The following is a 25,522-nucleotide window of genomic DNA, read 5'->3' on the forward strand; positions in this document are numbered from 1 at the left end:
ATCACTGATGGAACAGCACACATAGAAAAAGAGAGAAGAAAGAAAGGGCGCCCCTTGTGGGCGCCCCTTCCTAAACCAATATGCCAAACAAGCTCTTAGAGCGTAGCAACAATTTGCGCACAGATAATAATCATTACCAAGGCAAATGGATATACGGTTGCATAAGCCACTTGTGGTGCATCGTTGTCTGTCATACCATCGACGGCACTAAGTCCTGGTGTACTCGTCATCCCACCGGTCAATGCACCAAGAATAGATAGGAAATTACTCTTGAACCAGAACCTCCCTAAGATCACCACTAGAACCATAGGGATTAATGTGATCAAGGCACCTATTCCAAATAACCCAAATCCATACTCTTCAATCGTCGCTACCAGCTTGGCCCCGGCACTTACCCCTACAGGTGTAAGGAAAAGCAACAAACCAAATTGTCTCAAGATGGAATTCCCTGCACTCGGTAAGTTCCATATAATCGGCCCTGTTTTTCCTTGGCGAGAAAGTAAAAGTGCTGCAATTAACACACCTCCTGTTAATCCTAATGAAAAAGTTCCTCCTCCTGGGATTGGTATATTCAACTTACCCAGTAAGACCCCTGCAATAATACCAAGCGCTACAGGCAAGAAACTCGTCGTTTCTACCTGTTTGATACTATCTCCTAACAACTGTGTCAGCCCATCTACATAACCTTTGGTGGAAGCAATCAATAACTTATCACCATAACGCAATCGTTGCGATGGCCTTGCTGAGATATCCACACCAGCCCTACGGATACGGGTTACCGTCGCCAGGTAGTTATCTTGTAGTGCCAGCTCTTTCAAACTCTTGTTTACAATATCCCTTTTGGACACCACATACCAACGAATTTCATATTGCCCACTTCTAGGAATTTTGATATCGGTAGGCTCTCCCAATAAAATCTCCACCTTTCTCAGAGCATCTTCTGTTCCTACTGCTCTGACCAAGTCTCCTTTATAAATGACCGTATCGGGTGTAGGAGACTTAGGCTCCTGGTCTGGACGCATTACCCTGGAGACATTCGCCTTGGTCATAAAACGAATATTGAGTTCTTTCAACGTTTTCTTGTGGGCATTTTCATTAGATACAATGAAATTCCTATTCAATACTTCAGGAAACTCTGAAGAAGTACTTTCTTCATACCTTTTCTCTTCAGTATCCAGATTCACACGAAACAGCTTTGGTGCTAACTTCACAAATAGAATCACCCCAATCACCCCGAACGGATATGCAATACCATACCCAATAGAAGCTACCGAGGACCCCGAAGCGTCAATAGCCGCTGCCAAACCCGGTGTACTGGTCAAAGCCCCCGTCAATAACCCTACGGCTAGCTTGAAATCTATATCAAATGCATAAGAGGAAACCACTGTTACTATACTTCCCGTCAATACCGTTAGTATGGCTAAAATAATTAAGTTCTTTCCTTGGGACTTGAAAGCCTCAAAGAAAGATGGGCCTGCCTGCATTCCAATTGTAAAAATAAAAAGCACTAATCCTACCTTCTGTACAATAGAAGGCATCGCCATCTGTAACTGTAATTTATCTAAAATGAAACCATAGAAAATCGCCACAAAAATCACTGCCGAAGCACCAAAAGAGATCCCCTTTACACTAATTTTCCCCAGCAAAATCCCCAAACCTATAATGAGAAATAGTGCCACATAATCTACTTGAAGTAGTTCAAGTATCTTTTCCATAAAGCTTTAATACAGTCTATAATCGTTCTACCATTGTTTGTCATAGAAAACACAAGTCTTCCAAGGACGAAGAAACGGCTAATCTCACTGTAGAACAATCACTAAAATCACCTATTGATATTAATCATAGTACAATTTATTTGGAAAATTTTACCATTGCCCAACGGCGTTGCCGTGGGCTATAATAAAAATAAATTCTCCGATACCATATCAGCCATCAGTTTTCCATTTTCTGTCAACTGCAATAAACTCCCCTTCCATCGAATCCATCCTTTTTGTTCCATATCTTTTAGGACCGCTTGAAATTGCTTAGGAATGTCTACTTGGTAAGTATTCTTTATATATGCCATATCACTACCCCACATGGTTCTCAAGGTCGTCAGAAGGTACTCATTGACCTGATCCTTCACTGTCAACTGCTCCCGCTCTGCAGGAATGATTCCTTGATGGATTTGTTGGGTATACTTTGAATTGTTGGCAATGTTATACTGCCTACTTTGTCCATTATAAGAATGTGCTGCAGGTCCAATTCCAAGATATTTTTTCTGCTGCCAATAAGCGGTATTGTGCTTCGAATACATCCCTGGTTGAGCAAAATTAGAGATCTCGTAATGCTCATACCCATTTTCTTTCATTACCTCTAGTAAACGTTCAAACTGCGTAGCTGAAAACTCATCTTCGGCAGGCTTGAAACGACCTTTCTTAGTCCAGTTTCCTAATACTGTTTTCTCCTCAATGGTAAGACAATAGGATGATATATGAGGAACTTTCAAAGCCATTGCCTTTTGAAGGTCCTCCTCCCAATACTGATGAGTATCTGCTGGAATTCCATAAATCAGGTCAATAGAAATATTTTCAATTCCGGCATCCTGTGCTAGCTTCACACAAGTATCCGCCTCTTGGGCGTTGTGTGCCCGATGCATCATTTTCAGGAATGGATCATGAAAGGACTGTATCCCAATACTCAATCTATTGATACCAACCTCTGCTAAATCCTGAAGTTTTGAGGCATTTAGATCATCCGGATTAGCCTCCAAAGTAATTTCTTCTAGCATAGAGCAATCATAGTATTGCTCCACTGCTTCCATAATCTGCTGTAATTCCTCCTTACTTAGCAAAGAAGGAGTCCCTCCCCCAAAGTAAAGGGTCTTCAATTGAGAAGGATTACCTAAATAATACTGCTGCATCTCCAACTCCTTTACAATTGCTTGCACAAGGTCTGTCTTCAACTTCAGGTTAGTACTAAAATGGAAGTCACAGTAATAACACGCCTGCTTACAGAAAGGAATATGTATATAAATTCCGGACATATAGATATTTTAATTATTTTTAGAGGGAGTAGGATTTTTAAGCTTATGACAAAGTTAAAGAGAAGAAACTTCATAAAAAAAGCAACCTCTGCTGCGGGGTTACTTGCTACGACAGGACTAACTGCTGCCTGCACCCAAAACACTTCAGAAAAAAGTACGCCTCATCTACAGACTTCCTCCAAAACCTATAAATGGAGATGTGTTACGATATGGCCACCCAATTTTCCTGTGCTTGGTACAGCCGTCAACGAGATGGCTAAAGAATTAGAAAAGTTATCTGGAGGACGATTACAGATACAGGTATTTGGTGCCGGAGAACTGGTCCCTGCCATGGAGGTATTTGATGCCGTACAGCTAGGTGCTGTACAAATGGGCCACTGCGCAGCCTATTATTGGTCAGGAAAAATGCCCTCTTCTGTATTTTTCACTTCTATTCCTTTTGGAATGTTAGCGGATCAGATGAATGCCTGGTTACTTCATGGAGGTGGTTGGGACCTTTGGAGAGAGCTTTATGAACCGCTAGGCCTTGTTCCTTTTCCTTGTGGAAATACAGGCGTGCAAATGGGCGGCTGGTTCAACAAAAAAATAGATACAGTTGACGACCTTAGAGGGCTAAAAATGCGTATTCCTGCATTGGGTGGAAAAGTCTTTGCCAAAGCGGGAGGAGCTGCCGTTCAACTAGCTGGAGGAGAAATCTATACTAGCTTAGAAAGAGGAGTGATTGATGCTACCGAATGGATTGGTCCTTATCACGATTATCTGATGGGATTCCATAAGATTGCCCAATACTACTATTACCCAGGGTGGCATGAACCAGGCTCTGTACTAGAGCTCATCTGCAATAAAAAAGCACTGGAAGAACTTCCCGCTGAACTACAGGAAATGGTAAAAAGTACTGCCTTGAAATACAATACATTGATTCATGCAGAATTTGAAGCCAAAAATAATGAATACCTTAAGAAGATTAAGGCCGAAAGTGACGCCAAGGTATTGCCATTCCCGGAAGAGGTATTGGCTCACTTAAAGCAATATGCTGAAGAGGAGTTATCCTTATTAGTGGATAGTGACCCTTTTGCTCAAAAGGTATACGATAACTTCAGGACATTTAAACAGGAAATCAATGCCTGGGAAGAGATTTCTTCCAATGTTATGAGGAAGTGGTAATTTCTAATATAAGTACACTGTTCAAAGTACTTGTTGATAATGTTTAAGAGCTTGTTTGGAACCACATCTTTTGGAATAAAATTCCTCTAATTTTGACTGATAAAACCCTGATTATCCCCAAATAGAACCACTATTAGGCTCAAATCAGGACTTTATCAGTCAATTTATAGAAGTTTTATTCTCAAAATATGGATTCCAAACAAGCTCTAATTGAGCTCCGCTCGTTCGTAATGTTTAGTTGTAATATTTCCATATACCTTATTAAGATATGACTAAACATTATAAACGACAAAGCAATTACGACACAACACTATCAACAAGTTTACTTTGGCATTATGTAACGAGTGTCAAATATTAATCTAGGGGCGTAATGCCTTCATACAAAGGTTTGTCACCTTGCGGGCATCCTCCTCGGTTAACTTCTCTTCTGAAAAAATCTTCTTCACCCTAGAAGAAGCATATTCAATACTGATTGCAGGGAATACTGACGTAAATTCCTCCAATGACAAGTTAGGATCTACCTCTCCCGATTTTTGTCCTCTTTCCAGTAGCTTATCGAAAGACTCAGGAATACGCAAGCGCATATCCTTTGACATCAAGAACGTATAGTCATTCATCAGCATGTTGATAAACATCGCTTTAGAAGGATTCTCGTTGGTCATCTCATAAATAGCCTTATTAAACTCAAAGATGATAGTATCAAAAGAGTTATTACTCTCCATGATTTCATACACCATTTGTCGGAACTGATCGATATGTGAGCCATATAGGAACTGTACTAAGGCTTTCTTGCTTGGGAAGTGTCGGTACAAGTAGCCATCCGCCACCTGTGCTTTCTTGGCAATAGACGAAACGGAAGCACCTCCGTACCCTTTCGTAACTACCATTTCTATTGTTGCTTGCTTAATTCTCTCTAGTTTCGTTTCGTCTATGCTTTTGGCCATATCAAAAAATTTGAGTTGATGAAGATATTGGTTTGAATATATTTTCAAACAAATTGATCCGGTAAAGCTATAAAAATTAGGCTTTAAAGAAAAGAAAAAAGCCTTGCAAGGAGGTTATCCCTGAAGGCTTTTTTCTGTAATTCAGTATTATAATGCTAAATATTACTTAGCAAAATCGAATTTCTGCTTGAAAGCACCCAATCCTAGGTATTGAGCAACTTCTCCTAGGCTCTCCTCGATTCTAAGCAACTGATTGTATTTCGCCATACGGTCAGATCTTGATGCAGAACCTGTCTTGATTTGTCCACAGTTCAACGCTACTGCCAAGTCAGCAATAGTAGTATCTTCTGTTTCTCCTGAACGGTGAGACATTACAGAAGTATATCCTGCTCTGTGTGCCATTTCAACTGCAGCGATCGTTTCTGTCAACGTACCGATTTGGTTTACTTTGATCAAGATAGAGTTTGCAACACCTTGGTCGATACCGTCGCTCAAACGCTTCACGTTTGTTACGAACAAGTCATCACCTACCAACTGACACTTGTCTCCTACCAGGTCAGTAAGGATTTTCCATCCTTCCCAGTCGTTCTCATCCATACCATCCTCGATTGAAGTGATAGGATATTTTCCTACTAGCTCCGCAAGGAACTCTGCTTGCTCCTTAGGAGATTTCACGCCACCTTTTGTGTCGTTGAATTTAGTGTAGTCATACTTTCCATCCACGTAGAACTCAGCTGAAGCACAGTCCAAAGCCAAAGTGATATCTTTTCCTGGCTCATATCCTGCGTTCTTGATCGCCAACAATACGCTATCCAATGCATCCTCAGTAGAATCAAATGCTGGTGCAAAACCACCCTCATCACCTACTGCAGTACTCAAGTTACGGTCATGGATAACTTTCTTCAAGTGGTGGAATACCTCAGCACCCATACGGATTGCTGTCGTGAAGTCTGTTGCGCTGATAGGCTGAATCATGAACTCCTGGAATGCGATAGGCGCATCCGAGTGAGAACCACCGTTGATGATGTTCATCATAGGTACTGGCAATGTGTTTGCAGAAACACCCCCTACGTATCTGTACAATGGAAGACCCAACTCAGCTGCTGCTGCTTGAGCTACTGCCAAAGAAACACCTAGGATTGCGTTAGCACCCAACTTAGACTTGTTCTCTGTTCCGTCAAGCTCAATCATGATCTTGTCGATCAAGTTTTGCTCGAATACAGAAAAACCGATCAATTCTTCAGCGATGATGTTGTTTACATTGTCAACCGCTTTGGTTACACCTTTACCCAAGTATGCATCCCCACCGTCTCTTAGCTCTACTGCTTCGTGTTCACCAGTAGATGCTCCAGAAGGAACTGCTGCACGGCCAATCTTACCGCCTTCAGTCCATACTTCTACTTCTACAGTTGGGTTACCTCTTGAATCAAGGATTTGTCTTGCGTGGATGTTTTGAATAAAACTCATTATTTATATAAAATTATTTGGTTTGAAACGAACTTTGCGACAATATAAACCCCATTACAGCACAAAAAACATGATAAATGTCAATTTTAAAGTTAACATTTCGCACAGAATAAGCTTTTTATTGACATCTTCCCCCAAAGGGCTCCTGATAATCAAAGAAGTATATAAATGTAACTCCTACACTAATCAGGAAAATATTTTTTAGGGATAAAAAAGAGCTGTTGACTCCTCAGAATCAACAGCCTATCCTTAGTTCTTACTATACATATTTCACGTACTTCTCCCACTTCTCGATCACCTTTACCATATCCTCCGGTAAGTCGGAATCAAACTGCATCCACTCCCCGGTTGTAGGGTGCTCAAACCCTAATGACTTGGCATGTAATCCTTGTCTTGGCAACAGCAATAAACAGTTCTCTACAAACTGCTTATACTTGGACGTACGAGTCCCTTTTAAGATCTTATTTCCACCATACATCACATCTCCAAACAGTGGGTGCCCCAAGTGTTTCATATGCACCCTGATCTGGTGTGTTCTTCCTGTTTCCAGGTTACACTGCACCAAAGAGACATATCGCATACGTTTCAGCACCTTGTAATGTGTGATCGCTCTCTTCCCATAATCTTCGTTAGGGTAAACGACACTGACCCTGCGATCATTCTGGCTTCTACCGATATAGTTATCAATCGTTCCTTGATCTTCTTCCGGCTCTCCCCATACCAACGCATAATAGGTACGCTCAATAGTATGGTGGAAGAACTGCTTAGCCAAATGGTTCATGGCTTGCTCCGTCTTTACAGTCACCAACAGTCCAGAGGTATCCTTATCAATACGGTGTACCAATCCCGGCTTGTCTTCTGCATTAAAAGCGGTAGGCAAGTGCTTCACATGGTGCATCAATGCATTTACTAAAGTACCACTCCAGTTATTATGTCCCGGATGCACCACCATTCCAGCTTCCTTATTCACAATAATGATTTGATCATCTTCATGAACAATACGAATAGGTATATCCTGAGGAACAATTTCTGTTACTCCTTTCTCTGGTGGCATAATCACCATGACTACATCACCACCCTTTACCTTATAGTTTGTTTTTACAGGAAGGCCATTAACAATAACATCTCCATTTCGAATGCCACTCTGAATTCGACTTCTGGAAAGGTTTGGAATCTTAAGGGACAAATACTTATCAATACGCAGCATAGACTGTCCCATGTCTACCTCCAAACGCATTTCATCGAATTTCTTATCCTCCTTTTTGGGGTGCAACGCCTCCTCTTGCTCATCGACCAGCTTTTCCCCCTCTGTGTCCATCTCTTCCTCCAGATAAAAGTCAAGTTCCTTGCCCTCCCCTTCTTCTTTGGCGACCAAAGGCGTCTCCTCTTTCTGGTCTTGTACTGGTGTGTTATAATCCTGAGTGTTACCCTCTTGGGATAGCTCCTCTTGCTCTTTATTTTTATCTGACATCCCTTTTTGCATATGGTTTTGAGTATAAGTCTCCAACATAATTATGTGGAGTATCGGTACGTACACTTGTTTGCAAAATAACGTACCTGCAAAGATAATGAATCTTATTAAGTTAGTCTAAATATGACTGCGCCATATAGGTATAAAAAAAACCTCCCAATGAAGGTTCATTGAGAGGTCTATTTTTTGTTCATAATGTTTAATTGAGCTTCGCTCGTTCATAGTGTTTAGTTGAGACAATTAAAATCCATTTCATGGATTTTTGAAACACAACAACTAAACATCATGAACGAGCGAAGCTCAATTAAACATCATGAACAATCAGTTATTTTTCAATCTTATCTTCTTCCTTCAATTGAAAGCCATTTTTGACAAACCCCACAAACTCACTCCACAGCTCTTTTTGAGAAAACACTCCCTTGATAATTTGCCAGTAATGCTTGGGGCGAATCGCCACAGCTTCCGTCTTAATGGTATGGGCAACCGTTTGGTCTGCTGCTGGGGTAGAAGCAGCCTCTGCCTCAGCTTGCTCCTTCTTCCATTCCTTGATCAACTCATCCATATCCGGACGTTCAAACTCCTGATCCTTATGCTGAATGCCGGCTAAATCATCTGCTTTCTGGAAACGTTTCTTAGCGGCTTCAATCTTCCCTGCCTGTTCTTCCAACAAGCCTAGGTTATTGTGTGCGATGGCATCCTCTGGATCTAACTTAAGCGCTTGCTCATAATCTGCAACGGCTCCTTTTACATCCTTCATGGCAGCCTTAATAAAGGCTCTACTAGAATATCTGTAAGCATTCTCAGGCTCTAGTTGCTGTGCCTTATCAAAATCCTTGATGGCCGCCTGACTATTACCAGACATATGTTGTACAATACCACGATGCGACCAGGCATCCGCATTATCAGGTACTAACTCCAATGCCTTATCGATATCCTGTAATGCTCCCGCAAGATCCTGTACTTTATATTTAGCCGCTGAGCGGTTATAATATGCTTCAAAATGATGAGGAGAAGCCTCTAGTGACTTATCAAACTCCTTAATGGCCAAGGTATAGTTCCCTTGTTCTATATATTGTAAAGCTTTCTTGTATGCTGCTTGTTCCATAATATATTTTCCTTCCTCTCTTAATTACAAGGTTCGCAATTACTATATAATCTGTTTGTTATCAAAAAAGTTTAAGTAAATAAGGGAAAAAGTAAAAGGTATAAGGTAAGAGGTATTCCAATACTATTACCTTATACCTCTTACTTTTTACCTTTTACTTTTTAATTTAATTTCTCCAAATACACACCAAGCTGTTCAATCAAATGAGTAGATACCTCTCGGTCTTGCTCATTCTGCTGGAAGTACGGTTGCATTTCCTCTATATAATTAACAAAACCTTGTCTATCCCGTGTTTGTATAATATCAAACAAGCGATTCATCTCATCCCTAAAAATTCTTACGACCTCAAACACATATTCATTATTCATTTGAATATCCGCATACAGCAAAGGGTTCTGAAGTACGTAACGGGTAAAGAAAACGATAAAGATACGGTAAGGAGGCGAGGCTACTTTTTTGATATCCTCAAAATCTCCCTCAAAACGTGCCAAAGTTCTCGCACTGACAAATACATTAAAGTGATTCAACCCTTGTACAATACCCATCATCTTGTCATGCTCTACATAAGGAATCTCATACAACTCTGCGCCATCGGCTTGTAGTAGATCCTTCAATCCCAATAGGGTATTGGCTTCTAGATTTTCCTGATGATTGAACAATACCACTTGTCCCGTCAGCGAATGTATTCTTGGGCCAAACATAGGGTGTATAGAACAGAATCCTAACTCCACTGCTGGGTATTGTTGTCTTAACTGCTCGTAATGCTCAATCAAGAATTTTTTCACACTACAAATCTCTATCAATACCTTTCCATGAAGCAAAGGGTAGATTTCTGTTAATACAGGCACCATAGAGGAAATAGGCACAGCCAACAGAATGATATCCGCATATTCTACCAATTCCTTATTGGAGGCCATCTCGGAATACTCATCCGTAGAAGTAAACGTAACCTCTACCTGTCTCGACCGAAAATACGTTACAAACCAGCTTCCCAGTCCCTGGCTTCCTCCTATCACTCCTATTTTCTTGCTCTGTAAGTTCACCTGTTATTGAAGTTTAAAAATTCTCTACTATTTAAATTAACCCAAAATACAGCCCTTTACACAGGCCTATGTATCATAATTGTGATTATTGTTGTAAATTATGGCATCTTGCCAATATCTATAGTAAGGACGTTCCTGAACGATTTCCTTCTATAATACTTCGGTAGACACCTCTATGTCAGCTGTAACGGGGCAAGTCATAAAAAACATGTGCTGATACAGTGTGAAAGGCACCTTGACCAAGGTCAGGCAAAGCAACCATGTAAAATTCTGTTTTTTTTCGAATAATGAAAAAAAATACAGTAATATTAAAAAAGAAGCAGACGATTTACCCTGCTAAGCACGTTACACCTCCTTTGAGAAGGAGTCTATATTAATGGATTGATTATTAAGTAAACTTATAGCTAAGTACTACTTCCAAATGGAGGAAGGAATAGGAACCTATGGATAGTAATCCTTTATCCTTCTTCCTTAAACCCCTTAAAAGTAACACTTAACTATAAGTTTGCTTGGCGTTCAGTCTACTAGAAAGTTATCAGTCTTATTTTCCAAGCAACAAACAACCATGAGTATCCAGAGTATGATTTTCGAGTTTGATATGCCAGAAGTATGTAATGGGAAGGCCTTGGATGACTATTTGGAAAATGGCTGGTTCCGAGATGGAAGTCTCATGTCTAGATATGAGATGATTCACTTTCGGGAACAAATCTACTCTGTCGTGCCTCTAAGGGCTCAATTGAATGGATTTTCATTTTCCAGAAGTCAACGTAAACTTCTTAGGCGAAATAGTTTCCTCACACAGGTAATCCAACCCATTACTTTTACAGAAGAAAAAGAGGAAATGTACCAAACGCACCGCATGCGTTTCAAGTCCAAGAACTCACCTAAAACCCTCAAAAGTTATTTTATAGAGGAAAGTAGTAATATGACTCCCTTTGAAACTTGGGAGCTTTCATTATATGATGGAGATACACTAGCAGGGGTAAGTTTCTTTGATGTAGGTGAAAAAAGTATTTGTAGTATTCTTGCCATCTTTAACCCTGCTTACGAGCCACAAAGCATTGGTATTACGACGATGCTGAGAGAGGTTGAATATGCCCTTTCCTTAAACAAGGAATATTACTACCCTGGGTATGTGCTGGACCAACCTTCTGTTTTTGACTATAAAAAACGCCTAAGCAACCTGGAGTTTTTCAATTGGGAAGGAAATTGGGAGTCAATGAACTACTTTGATCCCACCAAAGCGGCAAACCATATCATCCGCAGTAAGCTTACAGCAGTTTTACAGTTACTTGACCGTTCTGTCTTAAGACAACTCCATCTGGTACATAATGAACAGTTTTTCTATCATGTATGGCACCAGACTTTTGATCTGGCTGATGTCATCCCAGCACCTATGTACCTGGAGTGTATCACACCCTGGGCGCATAAATTGAATATTCAATATGACCTGAAGCAGAAAGAATATATTCTATCGCTACATCATTACTATGCCATTTTCGCTCAAAGTAGCGACCCTGAGGAGATTGCTGGGAAACTGATGGATATTTATCATGAGATGAATACCTCTGCCAGTTATCAGCAGAACCAATTGAGTAACTTAAAGCAACAAATAGAATATCGTCTATCAGAGGATAATCGTACACATCTTTACAGTAATGGAAATAAAACAGATGGTTTTATTGAACTGGCCGTAGAAGGAGAATACCTTACGCTATACATTTCATTCCTTACATCAGAAGACACCTATGAAGTAACAGCTAGTAATGGCGTGAGGGAAATACAGGCAGGTGTCTATTACTCCCTTCAGGAAGTGCTGGATGCCCTGAAGATTTGGGTCAATAAGAAAAGTTTAGGAAAGGTTTAGCTTTTGGTTTTTATTCAAAAGTTCCCTTTAAGATTAAATATTTGTTAACAAACAGGTTATATCTCTTAAATACAGAGGTATAAGATATACACAAGCACATCATTCGTTACTTCAACGTTAATGATGTGTTTTTTTTATGGACTAAAAAGACACTTTTAATCAGGGTGTAATATGTTATCTGTTGATAAAGCCCTCTCTCACAGTATTTAAAAATTTCAACAAGTGTGGATTCACTAGTCAATAAAGCAGGGAATACTCACAAGTTCCAAACAAACTTTCACAACTGAGTAAAATACCATATAATATTTTAAAATATCCTACTATATTCTTCAGCTCATAACAGTATATACGCTATAAAATGTACAAACGACACTTTATATAACCCTATAAAATTCCGCCATATTTAAATAGTACAATAAAATCATCTAAAAACCCTTATTTTTCTTCATTTATCCCTATAAAATGGGTTTTGTAGTTTGATTTTTTATTCTACCTTTGAGTTCCAATTAAGATTAAATCATTAGAATTTAGCCGCTGAAAATCAGCACTAAAGCCAATTATTAGCTTTAGATCATTTACCAAAATGTTTCTTCGATGAATAGACTGATCTGCGCACTAACTGTGTTGTGGGGTTTGTTGATCATCAATCAATCATTTGCCAACTCTGGTGACCCGTTGTTACCAGAATCCGAGAGACCATCTATCCGACTAAACACTACTCAGAAGGAGTACGTCACAAAGCTTTTTTATGCTTTTGACCCCGTTTGTCAGAAATATGGTATCAACACAAAAGTAGCCATTACCCAAGCAATTGTAGAACAAGGGTGGACATTGAGAGAAGACTTCCGAATCTTTAATATCATGTCCCTTTCCAAGGAAAACAGTAAGCTGGTTTATGATAATGGTGAAAAGCGCTACCGTCGTTACAGGGTATATGAAAACCTTCAAAACGCTATTGAGGATTATTGCAAAGTTCTTGCCAACTATCCAACATACCGCTCCCAAGGTTTATTTAATTCCATAGACCCTCGAAAACAGATCAAGGCGATCGTCAAAGGAGGCTATGCCACCAACAAAAATTATGAACAATTGTCCTTGAAGGTACTGTATCTAGTGGCTCCTATTGTGGATGAGCTCAGAACACTACAAGCCCTTGGGAACCAAGATGGTTTTAAGCAAGAAGTAGTGTATGGATATTCCATCAAGCAACCGCTTAACGAGATGTAAAATGAATTAAAATAGTACGTATAAAAGAATTAGGTCTTCGGGAATTTTTCCTGAAGACCTTTTTTTATTCCCTGAGTCGAAAAGTTAAATAATTGTATATGTAAAAACATTAATGTATTATTTATGACAACCTAATAGTTTACCCTAACCCCTACTACCACCATGTACCCATACCTCCTACCTTTGCTATTGGCTGGCTTATGGAGCCTTTCTCCTATTACAGAAAATACAACAGCCCAGGTTACCGTTGAGATTTTAAGCAAAACACAAAAACCACTCCCTGCAACACTAGACATCTTCAACGAAGATGGTGAGCTTCTTAAAAGCTATCAAGGTGATGGCATTATCAAAACTTCCCTCCCCCAAAAAAGCTACCTATTCAGTCTTACACATTGTGATCAGCAATATGATTTCAAAGGAAAGATTCACCGAAAGCAACAGCATATTGTTCTCGTTATAGAAGAAGGAGAGTGTGGGGTACAAACCATCCCTGAAGAACTCCCTGTCTTATAGATGTTGAATCGTTGATTTGTTGAATTTCACCTTTGGTGAGTTGATTCGAGTTGAATTGTTGATTGAATTCAACTCTCTGAAGGAGAAATTCAACGAATCAACACCTTTTCTGTAGCTCTGCATTATTTATTAATTTTTAGGGGTAAGTTTTTTGTTTTTTTTGTAACCTTACTCCATCTATAAACCAACAAACAAAGGATCGTTTTTTTATGAAGGAAGGATTAAACCCTCAAGGACTCTCGGAAAGAATCAATCGCTTGGAAGAGTCTGCGACTATTGTAATGGCTGTTAAGGCCCGTGAGCTTCAGGATGAAGGACACCACGTGATCAAGCTAAACCTGGGAGAGCCTGATTTCTCTACTCCAAAACATATACAAGATGCTGCTGTTGAAGCTATACAATCAGGACAGTACTTTAAATACCCTCCCGTACCGGGCTATCCTGAGCTTCGTCAGGGAATTGCCGATAAATTAAAAAGGGATAACCACCTTTCTTATGACCCAGCGCAAATTGTGGTCTCTACGGGTGCCAAGCAATCTATTGCCAATGCACTATTGAGCATTATCAATAAAGACGACGAGGTTATTATATTCACTCCTTATTGGGTTACTTATATTGAGCAAGTAAAACTTGCTGAAGGCACTCCTGTCCTTGTTGAAGGTACATTGGATAATGACTTTAAGGTAACTGCAGAACAATTAGCGAATGCGATTACGCCAAAAACCAAGGCTATACTCTACTCTTCCCCTTGTAATCCTACCGGAGCGGTATACAATGCGGCAGAACTTCAAGCACTGGCTGAAGTGCTGAAAGAAAGAGAGGATATTTATGTGATCTCTGATGAAATTTACGAATTCATCAACTTCGAAGGAGCTCACCATAGCATGGCTGCCATTGATTACATGAAAGAACGTACAATCATCATCAACGGCTTCTCTAAGGGTTATGCGATGACTGGATGGAGATTGGGGTATATGGCAGCGCCTATGCATATCGCGAAGGCTTGTAATAAAATGCAAGGGCAGTTTACCTCAGGAACTTGCTCTATCGCACAGCGTGCGGGTATTGCCGCGATCAATGGACCTATGGATAGTGCTCTCACTATGAAGGAAGCTTACCAAAGAAGAAGAGGGTTAGTAAAAGAAAGACTAGACCAAATCGAGGGAGTGAAAACCAACCTTCCGACGGGTGCCTTTTATATCTTCCCAGATATCAGTGCTTACTTTGGTACCTCTTATAAAGACTATACCATCAACAATTCCGATGATTTGGCAATGTACTTCCTGCAAGAAGTCCATGTCTCTACTGTAGCCGGAAGTGCCTTTGGTTCACCGAACTGTATTCGTATCTCCTTCGCTGCTTCTGATGAAGAGCTAAGAGAAGCTTGTGACCGAATCGAAAAAGCCTTGTCTTTATTGGAAAAACGTAATCAGTAAAAGGTCATAGGTTTGATATAATCTTTTCTTTTATCTTTGTGGGCGCAATAAATTTCGCCCTGATATTTAGGGGCGACCACAAGGGTCGCCCTTACCTTTTACCTTTTACCTTTTACCTTATTTTGGAAAAATTATTCGACTCTTTTAATCAGCTAAAAGTACTTATTATCGGTGACGTAATGATTGACTCCTACGTTTGGGGAAAGGTCTCACGCATCTCACCAGAAGCGCCTGTTCCTGTCGTAGATGTACAGCAACGAGAAAGCAGACTTGGAGGAGCTGCAAACGTTGCCAGAAATATAGCTGCGTTAGGGGCTACCCCCATTCTTTGTAGTGTAATTGGTGATGATGAGGAAGCCCATACCCTTGAAGGCCTGTTACAAGAAATGGAAGTTCCTACACACGGGCTAATCAGGAGCAAAGACCGAAAGACAACTGTAAAGCATCGTATCCTGGCCGGTTCCCAGCAAATTGTACGCATTGACTCAGAAGATACTCACCCTATTTCAGAAAGTGAAAGCCATGCGTTAGTCCGTAGGGTACAGGAATTACTGCAAGAAGCCGATGTCGTGATCTTTGAAGATTATGACAAGGGGGTACTGACACAGGAAAATATACAAGCCATCCTCCAAGTAGCCAACCAACTTGGTATACCTTCTACGGTAGACCCTAAGAAAAGGAACTTCATGCATTACGAAGGTGCTACCTTGTTTAAGCCTAATTTAAAAGAAATGAAAGAGGGCCTACAAGTAGACATGGAAGGAAGCGTATTAGAAATCGTTCACAAGGGTAGTCGATTACTGCAGCATCAAATGAAAGTTGACCACCTCCTCATCACCCTTTCCGAACATGGTGTATTCATTACCGACTTCAAAGAAGATTGGCACATCCCTGCTCATAAAAGAGAGATTGCCGATGTATCTGGCGCTGGTGACACTGTGATCAGTATCGCGTCCCTTTGTCTGGCTAAAGGCATTCCGCTGCCTCAAATTGCAGCCCTTTCTAACCTGGGCGGTGGACTGGTTTGTGAACACTTAGGAGTAGTGCCTATTGATAAAGCAAAACTGCTGGAGGAGGCTAAGAAGCTATATATTTAGTTGAATCGTTGAGGTAGCTTACGCTACTTGTTGAATCGTTGATTCGAGTTGAGTTGTTTGCTGATCTCAATAAACAATTCAACTCAAATCAAGACGCCATGTAATGGCGCAAAGCTTAATTCAACGGTTCAACTGACTATTATGAACAAAAAAACCTTCGATTCATCATCGAAGGTTTTTTTGTTCATAATATGTATTAGACGATCGGCCTTAGTCAACTAAATCAAATAAGCGGTCCCAACGGATACCATCAATATTTCCTTTAGACATCCAGATCATCATCGCTTTACCAATAATACGGTCCTCAGGGACAAAGCCCCAATAACGAGAATCTTCAGAGTTATGGCGATTATCTCCCATCATAAAGTAATAGTTCTGCTTGAAGGTATACTCTGTGAGTTCCTCTCCTCCCTGGAATAATTTACCATTATTGAACATTACCCCACTATTTCCTTCATATTGCTCAATGATCGTTCTATACAATGGAATAGTCGCTTCTGTCAACTCAATCTTATCTCCTTTTTTAGGAATATACAGTGGACCAAAATTGTCAATACTCCAATCATGGTATCCTGTAGAGTTTGCAAAAATACCACTCTTAGATAGTGGGTTAGATGCCAAATCTACTTTTTCAACCGCTGTAATAAAATCATATTTAGCCAATTGAGCAGCCTGATCTTCTGTCACAGACACCTGGTAAATATATTTCCCGTCATTACTCACCCTTGGCGTCAGATATTGCTGGTAAGCATAGGTGTTATTAGGGGAAGTAAAATAAGTATACAGGTTATTGTCATCCATAAACATATTAGAGAAACGCTGCGTAGACTCAATCTGATACCTTACCTGAAGGTCCTCTGGTTGCTCTCCCGCTTCTCCATTAATATGTACCAATTGATCAATAATTTGCAAGGTATCTCCAGCTATTCCCACACAGCGCTTGATATAGTTTAGCTTAAGATCTGCAGGGTGATCGCCATAGGTATTTGTAGGATCTGGCGTGTTGAATACTACTACATCTCCTCTTTTTACTTCTGAAATCCCTGGCAATCTATATTGCGGCAACTGAATCCAATCCAAGTAAGATGGAATATCCGTTCCCCAAATGGTCTGATGTGTCAATGGGACCTGTAAAGGTGTCTGAGGTGTTCTAGGTCCATAATGCACCTTGCTCACAAACAAAAAGTCTCCCACCAACAAACTCTTCTCCATAGACGCTGACGGAATAGTGTAGGCCTCAAAAAATGCCCATCGAATCAAGGTGGCAGCAATGACAGCAAAAACAATCGCATCCCACCATTCTCTCAACACCCCTTTTTTCTTTTTCTCTCTCTTCTTACTAAAAAAACTCATTTTATATTATGCTATGTTATAATCTTAGCTTAAAACCATTTCGAATATATACGAAAAAAAGAGAAAGGACAGCTATTGTATGTCCCTTTTTAACTTTCTTAAACAGAACGGAGGCAGGGAGCAAAATTAAATATCCTTCGTCGGGGCGACCACAAGGGGCGCCCATCCTTCATCAAAAAAAAGAGACATCTCACAAACATAAGACGCCTCTAACTAGCCAACATTCATTAGTGCATGTCACAAATATAAGCAATAGAATCTTATTGACAAATATTTAAACTATTAAAAGTTAATAATAATAACATATTTAATAAAATAAACATTAGACTTTATCACGGTTAGTTTCGTATAAGCAAAAGACTCTGAGCTCTTAACATAGGTCAGTGGTATGCTATAGCTTTTTTTAATTTTCAATGATTAATTATCAATTTTCAATAATTAATACACTCTAGAAGTAATTCAGTAGCCTTTTGGGTAATTCATTTTAATTAAAAATTGAAAATTGATCATTGAAAATTAATTTGCCCACTGTTCACTGCCCATTGTTATTTCACTCTGACATAAATCTGCTTGCTTCCTCTGGCCCCTTTACCAGAATCTCTCCTTTCTACTTCAAATACCTTCGTCATAGATTCCAGCATATCCGTCAGCTTATTGAACCCATAGTTTCTTGGGTCAAAGTCAGGACGTTTCTTAAGAATTAGCTCTCCTACTTGCCCTAAGAAAGCCCATCCTTCATCATCTCCCAAGTCATTAATCGTTGTTCGGAAAAGTTGAATCAGGCGATGATCTATCTTGTCCAAACCAGAGCGTCGGCGACGTGTAGTAGTTTTCTTGTTACTACTACTTGTTTTTGCAGGCTCTTGCTCCTCTTCCTCATGTGCATCTAGAATCTCTATATAGATAAATTTATCACAAGCCACGATAAAGGGGCGAGGCGTTTTCTTCTCACCTAGCCCTAACACAAACATGCTCGACTCTCTTAATCGTGTCGCCAATCGGGTAAAATCGCTATCACTGGACACTAAGCAAAAACCATCTACCTTACCACTGTGTAAAATATCCATTGCATCAATGATCATCGCAGAATCCGTGGCATTCTTGCCAGTGGTATAACTATATTGCTGTACAGGGGTAATGGCGTGCTCCAACAATACAGACTTCCATCCTGCTACGGTAGGCTTAGTCCAATCTCCGTATATTCTTTTAATTGTGGGATTACCAAACTTGGCCATCTCATCCATCATTCCCTTTACGTTCTTATAGGGCACATTATCTGCATCTATTAATACGGCTAGGCTTAGTTCTTTCTTATTATTCATATCGTGTTGTTCATATTGTTTAATTGAACTTCGTTCGTTCATATTGTTTAGTTGAGTTTATTGTTTGTTGATTATCCTTTAATTTATAAGGAAATTATCCGCATATACAATAAGTTTGAATCTGATTTACTCACAAGCAAGTATTCATACAACAAATCAACCACTACTGCCCGTGTTTAATAATTACTACTTTTTAAGACAACTAAGTGCTGCACTAGCACCTGCAGTTCAAGGACTCGAACTGGCTACTTGTTTCAGTCAAAACAAAGATGAACTCATATTGGGTTTCTGTGATGACAAGAGAGAGTTCTGGATACGAGCAGCCCTAATTCCCAATGTTAATCTACTGACATTCCCAAAAGACTTTCACCGCAGCAAAAGAAATAGTGTCGAACTATTCAAGGAAGTTCTTGGAGTAAAAGTACTTGGAACTACCCAGTACTTAAATGAACGTGCTTTCAGTATCGATATGGAGCAGGGTTATCAACTTGTTTTTAAGATGTACGGAAACCGTTCCAATATTATCCTCACTAAAAAGCAACAAGCTATTGCGCTATTCCAAAACCGACATCAGGAAGACTTACAACTAAATACCGCTACTTTAAACCGTCCTTTGGTACAAACCAAAGAACAGTTCTTAGCGGAAGGTTTGGGAAAGTGCTACCCAACATTAGGAAAAGAAGCTAAAGGATACCTCAAAGAGCAAGGATTTGACGACAGTACTCCAACAGAGCAATGGCAACTTGTAGAAAAGCTTATACAGCAACTGGAAGCCCCTTCTTACCATATTACCGAGTGGCAAGAAGTCACACAGTTTATTCTCTTTGAAGCTGGCAATGTTTTGAAGACGCTCAACAATCCCATAGAAGCCGCCAATGAGTTTTTCTATGAATATAGCCGAGACTTCTTCTTGCAACAAGAAAAACAGCCCTTGCTTAAAATGCTGCGTAAGAAAATCACACAAGGGGAGAATTATGTTCTGAAGAATCTACAGAAACTGGAAGAGCTGGAACATCATAGCCGACATGAGGAAATTGCCAATATCATTATGGCTAACCTACATCAAATTCCTGGCAGAAGTAAAAAAGTCACACTGTTCGATTTTTATCAGGAAAAGGATATCAAGATCAGGTTAAATGAAACCTTGACACCTCAGAAAAATGCTGAAAACTATTACCGAAAGGCCAAGAACCAGAAAATAGAGATCGAGCGACTTACGGAGAATATCAAACATAAAGAACAAGAGCTAGCAACCCTAAAAAAGCATATAGAGATCTTACAGGAGCTAAATAATGTCAAGGAGCTGAAAAAGTATGCCAAGGCAGAAGGTATTCTTAAACTGAGAGAGCAGCAGAATGAAGACCTATTCCGTAATTTCCATTTTATGGGATTCGATATTTTGGTGGGAAAAAGCGCTGCCAATAATGACCTGCTTACCCAGAAGTATGCCAAGAACAATGACCTATGGTTACATGCCCGGGATGTCAGTGGCTCTCATGTGGTGATTAAATATCAAGCAGGAAAAAACTTCCCTCTACCAGTGATTGAGAAGGCTGCTTCTTTGGCTGCTTACTATTCCCAGCGAAAGACAGATAGTCTCTGCCCAGTCATTTATACGCCCAAGAAATTTGTTCGCAAGCGAAAAGGAGACCCTGCCGGAGCGGTAATGGTCGATAAGGAACAAGTAATTATGATAGAACCAGAAAGATGGAGTGAGTAACGGGAGAAGGAAGAAGGAAGGTAACGTGTTAGCATAAAATATACAATCCTTCATCCTTCTTCCTTTACCCTAACAATTCTCGTAGACTATCTCTTTTTAGTTTGGAATACTTTTTGAACCACTCCCCTAACACTGTGTTCTATACAAGTGTATTTTTTAAGAAACCTGCTCTTTCATTTTTCTCCATTCAAAAAAAATAACAAACTCAAAAAAAACTTACATAAGCCCACTTGAAGAGATTTCACTCAAAAAGAATCACCCCATTCAGAGTATAACGCACTATGTTATTGAATGTTTCTTCCCTCAACTAGAGAATACACTTTATTAAAACAATCCTATTATTTCTAAGTATTAGAATGAAAAAGGTACAGTTATTGAATTACTTCCTACAAAAAAGTACATCATAGATTTCCTGAAAGATTTTTGCTTTTTCTCACCTGCTAATAAAAAATAGGGGATAACTAATACGCATACCTCCTGAAGCAAGACCACCTATTTAGGAACACTACTAGTGTACATTTTTTATGACTCCTCGATGCCTATCAGAAGTCTTTTTGAACTCGCAAATAAACTATAACCAAGCATATGATCACTCAATCAATTTCTAACGACAATATTGTTTATTGTGTAATCAGATATTCTCTATTGAAATCCTCTTTTATAATGATTTTAATGGTCTCTATCAATCTACTAAACCATAACGTAGGTTATGGACAAGTTACTCAAATCGGATGTGATATTACTGTAGGCAGTGCAGGTGCGAGTTCTTCAGAAATTCGGGATGCAATAACCACTGAAGAGTGTAGAAATCCAGATATTAGAGTAATGGGACCTCTCGTTGTGGATAATGGTACTGATTTTTCTTCTTTAGATGGTTCCAATATTATTGTTTACCCAGAAGGAAGTCTTGACCTGAATGGAAATGAACTAATTCTTACTAACGGCTCAAGCATTACCATCGAAAGGTTAGAGAATGCTTGTCCCAATCCAAATAGCCTTATCGGAACAGGTAGTATTAGTTTTTCTCGTTTTGAATGGAATGGAGGAAATCTTGGACTAGGAGATTGGTTCACCATTATTTTTAGATACTTACAAGCATTAGGTGAAGGAAAAAGCAGTGAAGAAGCTATCGCTATTGCTATTGAAGGTTTCGGGGAGAATGTTGTTATTCCTTCCGGAGAGAGTCTGGAAGATATTATTTGTGCTGGATATATTGATATCAATGGCCTTGGAAACTATAGCAATTACATAAAATCTTTTTCTGCCACTCTAGATGATGAAGTACTTCCTCACGTTGTTACTTTTGATTGGGAAACCTTTTTTACTGATGACAGTGGTCTAACTGCAACTTCAGTCTCTATTTCAGGAGGAGATAATGTTTCTGCTTCAACTTACAATGCATATACAGGATCTCCATCTATCTCCTCTGGAGGAGTCACTTTCACAGATACTGATGGCAGCAAAATCACAGACATTTATAATCACTACTACAAAATTTCTACCACTGTAACCTATACTGGAGGAGACATTACGGATACTGATGTATGCTCTTGCCAATATACCATTTCTAGTGGAACCGGTTTAGGGGGGCTCGCCATCACGGCATTACCGGTAGAACTCGCTTATTTCTCTGGAAATAGAGATAATGGCAATGTAGTACTACAATGGGCCACCACTTACGAAGAAAATAATGACTACTTCGAGGTGCAACGTTCCATAGACGGAAAAAACTTTCAGGAAATCGCTCAAATTGAAGGACTTGGGAAAGGTGAGTATGAAGAAATCACTGAGTATACCTATACAGACGAAAAAGCTCCTCAAGGTTTGATCTACTATAGATTAAAGCAGGTCGATATTGATGGAAAGTTTGAGTACTACAACTTAGTCATTAATCCATCGAGCAGTCAAAGAAGTATTAGTGTAGAAAACTACTCTGGGAACCCACATAAAGGAGGAGATCTACAGCTTCAAATGTATAGTCCTGTTACCCAACAAGTATATATGGTCTTAGTCAACCAACAAGGACAAGTTACCTATGAACGTCGAATAAGCATTAAGGGAGGATATACCCGTATACTAGTTCCTGAGCAGCAATTTAGCAAAGGGTTATCTATCCTAAAGATTATTACGGCCAATAAGCAACAGACCATAAAATTGATTAATCCGTAGATAGCAGGGGCGCCCCTTGTGGTCGCCCCCAATGCTGTTAACTTAAGGAAATAGTGCATGTAGAAAGCGTGGTGCAAACCCGCTTCAGGTCGTATCATTACATGACGTGGTCGACCCTACGACCAGTTTCTACCTTTTTACTTTCAGCTTAAATTGACAGCATTGTGGTCGCCCCTACCTCATTCGATAAGCAACTCCCCAACCAACCCCATCGGATCTGCCTGTAAAGGTCTTCAGCAACAGACTCCCCATCCATTGATCCGTAATACGATAACGTATCCCCACTTTTTGAAATACTAAGGGAATCCCCATCCCTTTCGGTTTGTAGACATGAGCACCAATCAATAATGGTATCGACACCCTCCCTAAACCAAACTCTACCCCAGAAAGCATCGCCAAAAGACTTTGTTGCTCCGGTATGCTCGTCTCATTCATTCGGTTGATAAATTGAATTTCTTCCCTAAGTGCTGGGCTATAACTCCATTCTGTTCCTATCACCCATTGATTACTAAATGAAAAAGGCTTTCGAGCCAATACGGACAAATTATAAAAAGGATAGCGTCCACTGTTTACCTCATAGGACTTCCACCCTATTTCAGAAGCGACTAACCATTGCCATTTTTTATGATACACAGGATAAGGCTTTGCTTGCGGTAACGTCTGGGAAGGAGCATACACAACACCTCCTTGTAAGGTCAACGTATTAATACCATCATTGGGCTGAGCTAATGATCCATTGGAGTAGTGTAATATTTTAATACTCCCCTCCAATTTCCAACCAGGAGCTATTCTTAAGTATTGCTGTATGCCTGTATACAACAAAAATGAAAAAGACTGACCAATCGCATTGTTCAATGGATTGTGCTGTACATCATAATGCTTCGGGGTATAAGCAGCTCCCAGACCCAAAGGAAAGTAGTACTCCAACCGCTTACTCCTCCAAATGGGCTGCTTATAATCCAAAGAAAAAGAATACAGTGACTCCACGACTGAACCAAAATCCAAAAAATGAAATGATATCCCCCATAACGGATAATGGTTAGCCACCTGCCATGGTTTTTGGCCATTTGTTTGCTTGAGATAGGACATTTCCACTCCCTTAGCTCTTAAATTCGAGAGGTGTGATGTATTTTCATTCCATAGGAAATAACTATAATTGAGGTTTGCTCCTATGTGAGGAACTTGAGTTTGTCCTCTTCCAATAATCGGTATTAGAAAAAATAGTAGGGGCACTATTAATCTTGCCTGTACAAGTAATTCGCTCGTAAGGCGTCTCCATATATCGAAAGTATATATCATCTCTATTAATTGAGTTGATAATTTACAACAAGTAACCATAAGCATGTTTTAAATAATACACGGAGTATTATTAGTCACAATTAGTGTTTTATTTACATTATAAAATACTCAAATATATAGGGTATTTGTTGTTATATTTCTACTTTTGAGTCGAATAGTTCAATAATTTCTCATAGATAAAGGAAAAAGTCAATGAAGTTAGCGTTAGTTGGTGCAACTGGTTTGGTAGGCGAGCAAATGTTACGTGTCATCGCCGAAAGAAAATTTCAATTTGATGAACTGCTGTTGGTTGCTTCTCCTCGTTCTGCAGGAAAAGTAGTAAGCTACCAAGGCAAAGAATATACGGTGGTCACTCCTGAAGATGCTATTGCGCAGCGTCCAGATATCGCCATTTTTTCTGCTGGTGGAGGAACCTCTTTAAAATATGCTCCTCTTTTTGCAGAGGCAGGCACTACAGTGATCGATAACTCTTCAGCATGGAGAATGGATCCTACCAAAAAGCTAATCGTACCAGAAGTAAATGCTGACGCATTGACAACAGAGGATAAGATTATCGCCAACCCTAACTGTTCTACCATACAGATGGTCGTAGCCTTGGCTCCTTTGCACAAAGCTTATAAAATCAAGCGTGTAGTGGTTTCTACTTACCAGTCCGTAACAGGCTCTGGAAAAGCGGCCGTAGACCAGCTATTCAACGAACGTAAAGGCGTAGAAGGAGAAATGGCTTACCCTCACCGCATTGACTTGAACGTACTTCCTCACATCGATGTATTCCAGGATAATGGTTACACCAAAGAGGAAATGAAGATGATCAAGGAGACTAACAAGATTATGAGAGACGATAGTATCCGTGTTACTGCTACAACGGTACGTATCCCAACTATGGGTGGACACTCAGAATCTGTAAACATAGAGTTTGAAAAAGATTTCGACTTGGCTGAGGTAAGAAAGATCTTGGAGGAAGCTCCAGGCATTATCGTACAAGACGACCCTGAAAACAATGTTTATCCTATGCCACTGAATGCGCACAATAGAGATGAAACATTTGTTGGACGTTTGAGAAGAGACGAATCTCAGGACAATACCTTAAACATGTGGATTGTTGCCGACAACCTTCGTAAAGGCGCCGCAACCAATACTGTGCAAATTGCAGAGTACCTGGTAGAGAACAAGCTGGTTTAAGTTGAGGCAAGAAATATTTGTTTATCGCTTATTGTTTATCGCTTATCGTTTAATAATGACGAGCAATAAACGGTAAGCGATAAATCTTTTATAGGCATTAGCAGAAGAATAAGAGATA

At 39.8% G+C, this 25,522-nt stretch carries 19 protein-coding genes; 9 read left to right on the forward strand and 10 right to left on the reverse strand.

The genetic code is table 11. From position 1 onward, the window contains the following. Positions 1–95: 95 nt before the first annotated feature. On the reverse strand, positions 96–1,715 hold the full coding sequence (locus ABD985_RS00120; RefSeq protein ID WP_345368372.1) for an aspartate:alanine exchanger family transporter: 1,620 nt from the start codon (positions 1,713–1,715) through the stop codon (positions 96–98). A 179-nt stretch (positions 1,716–1,894) separates the two neighbouring features. Beyond that, positions 1,895–3,025: a radical SAM family heme chaperone HemW gene (gene hemW / locus ABD985_RS00125; RefSeq protein ID WP_345368373.1), complete on the reverse strand. Its 1,131-nt coding sequence runs from the start codon at positions 3,023–3,025 to the stop codon at positions 1,895–1,897. A 45-nt stretch (positions 3,026–3,070) separates the two neighbouring features. On the opposite strand from hemW, the gene ABD985_RS00130 reads away from it, so the two are divergent. Next, positions 3,071–4,189 carry a TRAP transporter substrate-binding protein gene (locus tag ABD985_RS00130; RefSeq protein WP_345368374.1) on the forward strand — a complete coding sequence of 373 codons (1,119 nt, stop codon included), beginning with the start codon at positions 3,071–3,073 and terminating at the stop codon, positions 4,187–4,189. A 359-nt stretch (positions 4,190–4,548) separates the two neighbouring features. On the opposite strand, the gene ABD985_RS00135 is transcribed toward ABD985_RS00130, so the two are convergent. The 5 genes from ABD985_RS00135 to ABD985_RS00155 all read right to left on the reverse strand — a co-directional run bounded on the left by ABD985_RS00135 (position 4,549) and on the right by ABD985_RS00155 (position 10,219). Then, a complete protein-coding gene (locus ABD985_RS00135; RefSeq protein WP_345368375.1) occupies positions 4,549–5,133 on the reverse strand; it encodes a TetR/AcrR family transcriptional regulator in 585 nt (194 codons plus the stop codon). A 162-nt stretch (positions 5,134–5,295) separates the two neighbouring features. Continuing rightward, positions 5,296–6,600 (reverse strand): phosphopyruvate hydratase, encoded by a 1,305-nt coding sequence (gene eno / locus ABD985_RS00140; RefSeq protein ID WP_345368376.1) that lies wholly within the window; start codon positions 6,598–6,600, stop codon positions 5,296–5,298. Positions 6,601–6,859: 259 nt separating this feature from the next. Continuing rightward, on the reverse strand, positions 6,860–8,110 hold the full coding sequence (locus ABD985_RS00145; protein WP_425550427.1) for an RluA family pseudouridine synthase: 1,251 nt from the start codon (positions 8,108–8,110) through the stop codon (positions 6,860–6,862). A gap of 286 nt (positions 8,111–8,396) precedes the next feature. Beyond that, a complete protein-coding gene (locus ABD985_RS00150; protein ID WP_345368377.1) occupies positions 8,397–9,176 on the reverse strand; it encodes a tetratricopeptide repeat protein in 780 nt (259 codons plus the stop codon). Positions 9,177–9,337: 161 nt separating this feature from the next. Beyond that, positions 9,338–10,219 carry a prephenate dehydrogenase/arogenate dehydrogenase family protein gene (locus ABD985_RS00155; RefSeq protein WP_345368378.1) on the reverse strand — a complete coding sequence of 294 codons (882 nt, stop codon included), beginning with the start codon at positions 10,217–10,219 and terminating at the stop codon, positions 9,338–9,340. Between the two features lie 565 nt (positions 10,220–10,784). Here ABD985_RS00155 and ABD985_RS00160 point away from each other — a divergent pair. The 5 genes from ABD985_RS00160 (at position 10,785) to rfaE1 (ending at position 16,359) form a co-directional block, all read left to right on the forward strand. Further along, positions 10,785–12,086, forward strand: coding sequence for a hypothetical protein (locus ABD985_RS00160; RefSeq protein ID WP_345368379.1), 1,302 nt, complete (start codon positions 10,785–10,787; stop codon positions 12,084–12,086). A gap of 594 nt (positions 12,087–12,680) precedes the next feature. After that, on the forward strand, positions 12,681–13,313 hold the full coding sequence (locus ABD985_RS00165; RefSeq protein WP_345368380.1) for a glucosaminidase domain-containing protein: 633 nt from the start codon (positions 12,681–12,683) through the stop codon (positions 13,311–13,313). 162 nt (positions 13,314–13,475) lie between these two features. Next, positions 13,476–13,826: a hypothetical protein gene (locus ABD985_RS00170; protein ID WP_345368381.1), complete on the forward strand. Its 351-nt coding sequence runs from the start codon at positions 13,476–13,478 to the stop codon at positions 13,824–13,826. Between the two features lie 209 nt (positions 13,827–14,035). Then, entirely contained in the window at positions 14,036–15,262 is a 1,227-nt protein-coding gene (locus tag ABD985_RS00175; protein WP_345368382.1) for a pyridoxal phosphate-dependent aminotransferase, read from the forward strand. Positions 15,263–15,384: 122 nt separating this feature from the next. Further along, entirely contained in the window at positions 15,385–16,359 is a 975-nt protein-coding gene (gene rfaE1 / locus ABD985_RS00180) for a D-glycero-beta-D-manno-heptose-7-phosphate kinase (protein WP_345368383.1), read from the forward strand. A 210-nt stretch (positions 16,360–16,569) separates the two neighbouring features. Here rfaE1 and lepB read toward each other — a convergent pair whose 3' ends face one another. After that, positions 16,570–17,712 carry a signal peptidase I gene (lepB, locus tag ABD985_RS00185; protein WP_345368384.1) on the reverse strand — a complete coding sequence of 381 codons (1,143 nt, stop codon included), beginning with the start codon at positions 17,710–17,712 and terminating at the stop codon, positions 16,570–16,572. Positions 17,713–18,257: 545 nt separating this feature from the next. Then, the gene (locus tag ABD985_RS00190; protein WP_345368385.1) at positions 18,258–19,034 is read right to left on the reverse strand and encodes an NYN domain-containing protein; all 777 of its coding nucleotides are present in this window, start codon (positions 19,032–19,034) and stop codon (positions 18,258–18,260) included. Between the two features lie 172 nt (positions 19,035–19,206). Between ABD985_RS00190 and ABD985_RS00195 the strand changes: the two genes are divergently transcribed. Continuing rightward, positions 19,207–20,754: an NFACT RNA binding domain-containing protein gene (locus ABD985_RS00195; protein ID WP_345368386.1), complete on the forward strand. Its 1,548-nt coding sequence runs from the start codon at positions 19,207–19,209 to the stop codon at positions 20,752–20,754. Positions 20,755–21,417: 663 nt separating this feature from the next. Continuing rightward, positions 21,418–22,923: a hypothetical protein gene (locus tag ABD985_RS00200; protein ID WP_345368387.1), complete on the forward strand. Its 1,506-nt coding sequence runs from the start codon at positions 21,418–21,420 to the stop codon at positions 22,921–22,923. A 174-nt stretch (positions 22,924–23,097) separates the two neighbouring features. Here ABD985_RS00200 and ABD985_RS00205 read toward each other — a convergent pair whose 3' ends face one another. After that, the gene (locus ABD985_RS00205) at positions 23,098–24,012 is read right to left on the reverse strand and encodes an acyloxyacyl hydrolase (RefSeq protein ID WP_345368388.1); all 915 of its coding nucleotides are present in this window, start codon (positions 24,010–24,012) and stop codon (positions 23,098–23,100) included. 402 nt (positions 24,013–24,414) lie between these two features. On the opposite strand from ABD985_RS00205, the gene ABD985_RS00210 reads away from it, so the two are divergent. Then, positions 24,415–25,404, forward strand: coding sequence for an aspartate-semialdehyde dehydrogenase (locus ABD985_RS00210; protein ID WP_345368389.1), 990 nt, complete (start codon positions 24,415–24,417; stop codon positions 25,402–25,404). The last annotated feature ends 118 nt before the right edge of the window (positions 25,405–25,522 follow it).

The organism is Algivirga pacifica (assembly GCF_039543525.1).
GTDB classification, from domain to species: Bacteria; Bacteroidota; Bacteroidia; order Cytophagales; family Flammeovirgaceae; genus Algivirga; species Algivirga pacifica.

What these genes read in the sequence shown, in the direction of transcription:
- ABD985_RS00210 (WP_345368389.1), top strand. Translation starts at nt 24,415, where the DNA reads ATGAAGTTAGCGTTAGTTGGTGCAACTGGTTTGGTAGGCGAGCAAATG.
- ABD985_RS00205 (WP_345368388.1), bottom strand. Translation starts at nt 24,012, where the DNA reads ATGTCCTATCTCAAGCAAACAAATGGCCAAAAACCATGGCAGGTGGCT.
- ABD985_RS00135 (WP_345368375.1), bottom strand. Translation starts at nt 5,133, where the DNA reads ATGGCCAAAAGCATAGACGAAACGAAACTAGAGAGAATTAAGCAAGCA.
- ABD985_RS00130 (WP_345368374.1), top strand. Translation starts at nt 3,071, where the DNA reads ATGACAAAGTTAAAGAGAAGAAACTTCATAAAAAAAGCAACCTCTGCT.
- ABD985_RS00200 (WP_345368387.1), top strand. Translation starts at nt 21,418, where the DNA reads ATGATTTTAATGGTCTCTATCAATCTACTAAACCATAACGTAGGTTAT.
- ABD985_RS00150 (WP_345368377.1), bottom strand. Translation starts at nt 9,176, where the DNA reads ATGGAACAAGCAGCATACAAGAAAGCTTTACAATATATAGAACAAGGG.
- ABD985_RS00175 (WP_345368382.1), top strand. Translation starts at nt 14,036, where the DNA reads ATGAAGGAAGGATTAAACCCTCAAGGACTCTCGGAAAGAATCAATCGC.
- lepB (WP_345368384.1), bottom strand. Translation starts at nt 17,712, where the DNA reads ATGAGTTTTTTTAGTAAGAAGAGAGAGAAAAAGAAAAAAGGGGTGTTG.
- ABD985_RS00170 (WP_345368381.1), top strand. Translation starts at nt 13,476, where the DNA reads ATGTACCCATACCTCCTACCTTTGCTATTGGCTGGCTTATGGAGCCTT.
- ABD985_RS00120 (WP_345368372.1), bottom strand. Translation starts at nt 1,715, where the DNA reads ATGGAAAAGATACTTGAACTACTTCAAGTAGATTATGTGGCACTATTT.
- hemW (WP_345368373.1), bottom strand. Translation starts at nt 3,025, where the DNA reads ATGTCCGGAATTTATATACATATTCCTTTCTGTAAGCAGGCGTGTTAT.
- eno (WP_345368376.1), bottom strand. Translation starts at nt 6,600, where the DNA reads ATGAGTTTTATTCAAAACATCCACGCAAGACAAATCCTTGATTCAAGA.
- ABD985_RS00160 (WP_345368379.1), top strand. Translation starts at nt 10,785, where the DNA reads ATGAGTATCCAGAGTATGATTTTCGAGTTTGATATGCCAGAAGTATGT.
- ABD985_RS00145 (WP_425550427.1), bottom strand. Translation starts at nt 8,110, where the DNA reads ATGTTGGAGACTTATACTCAAAACCATATGCAAAAAGGGATGTCAGAT.
- ABD985_RS00165 (WP_345368380.1), top strand. Translation starts at nt 12,681, where the DNA reads ATGAATAGACTGATCTGCGCACTAACTGTGTTGTGGGGTTTGTTGATC.
- ABD985_RS00190 (WP_345368385.1), bottom strand. Translation starts at nt 19,034, where the DNA reads ATGAATAATAAGAAAGAACTAAGCCTAGCCGTATTAATAGATGCAGAT.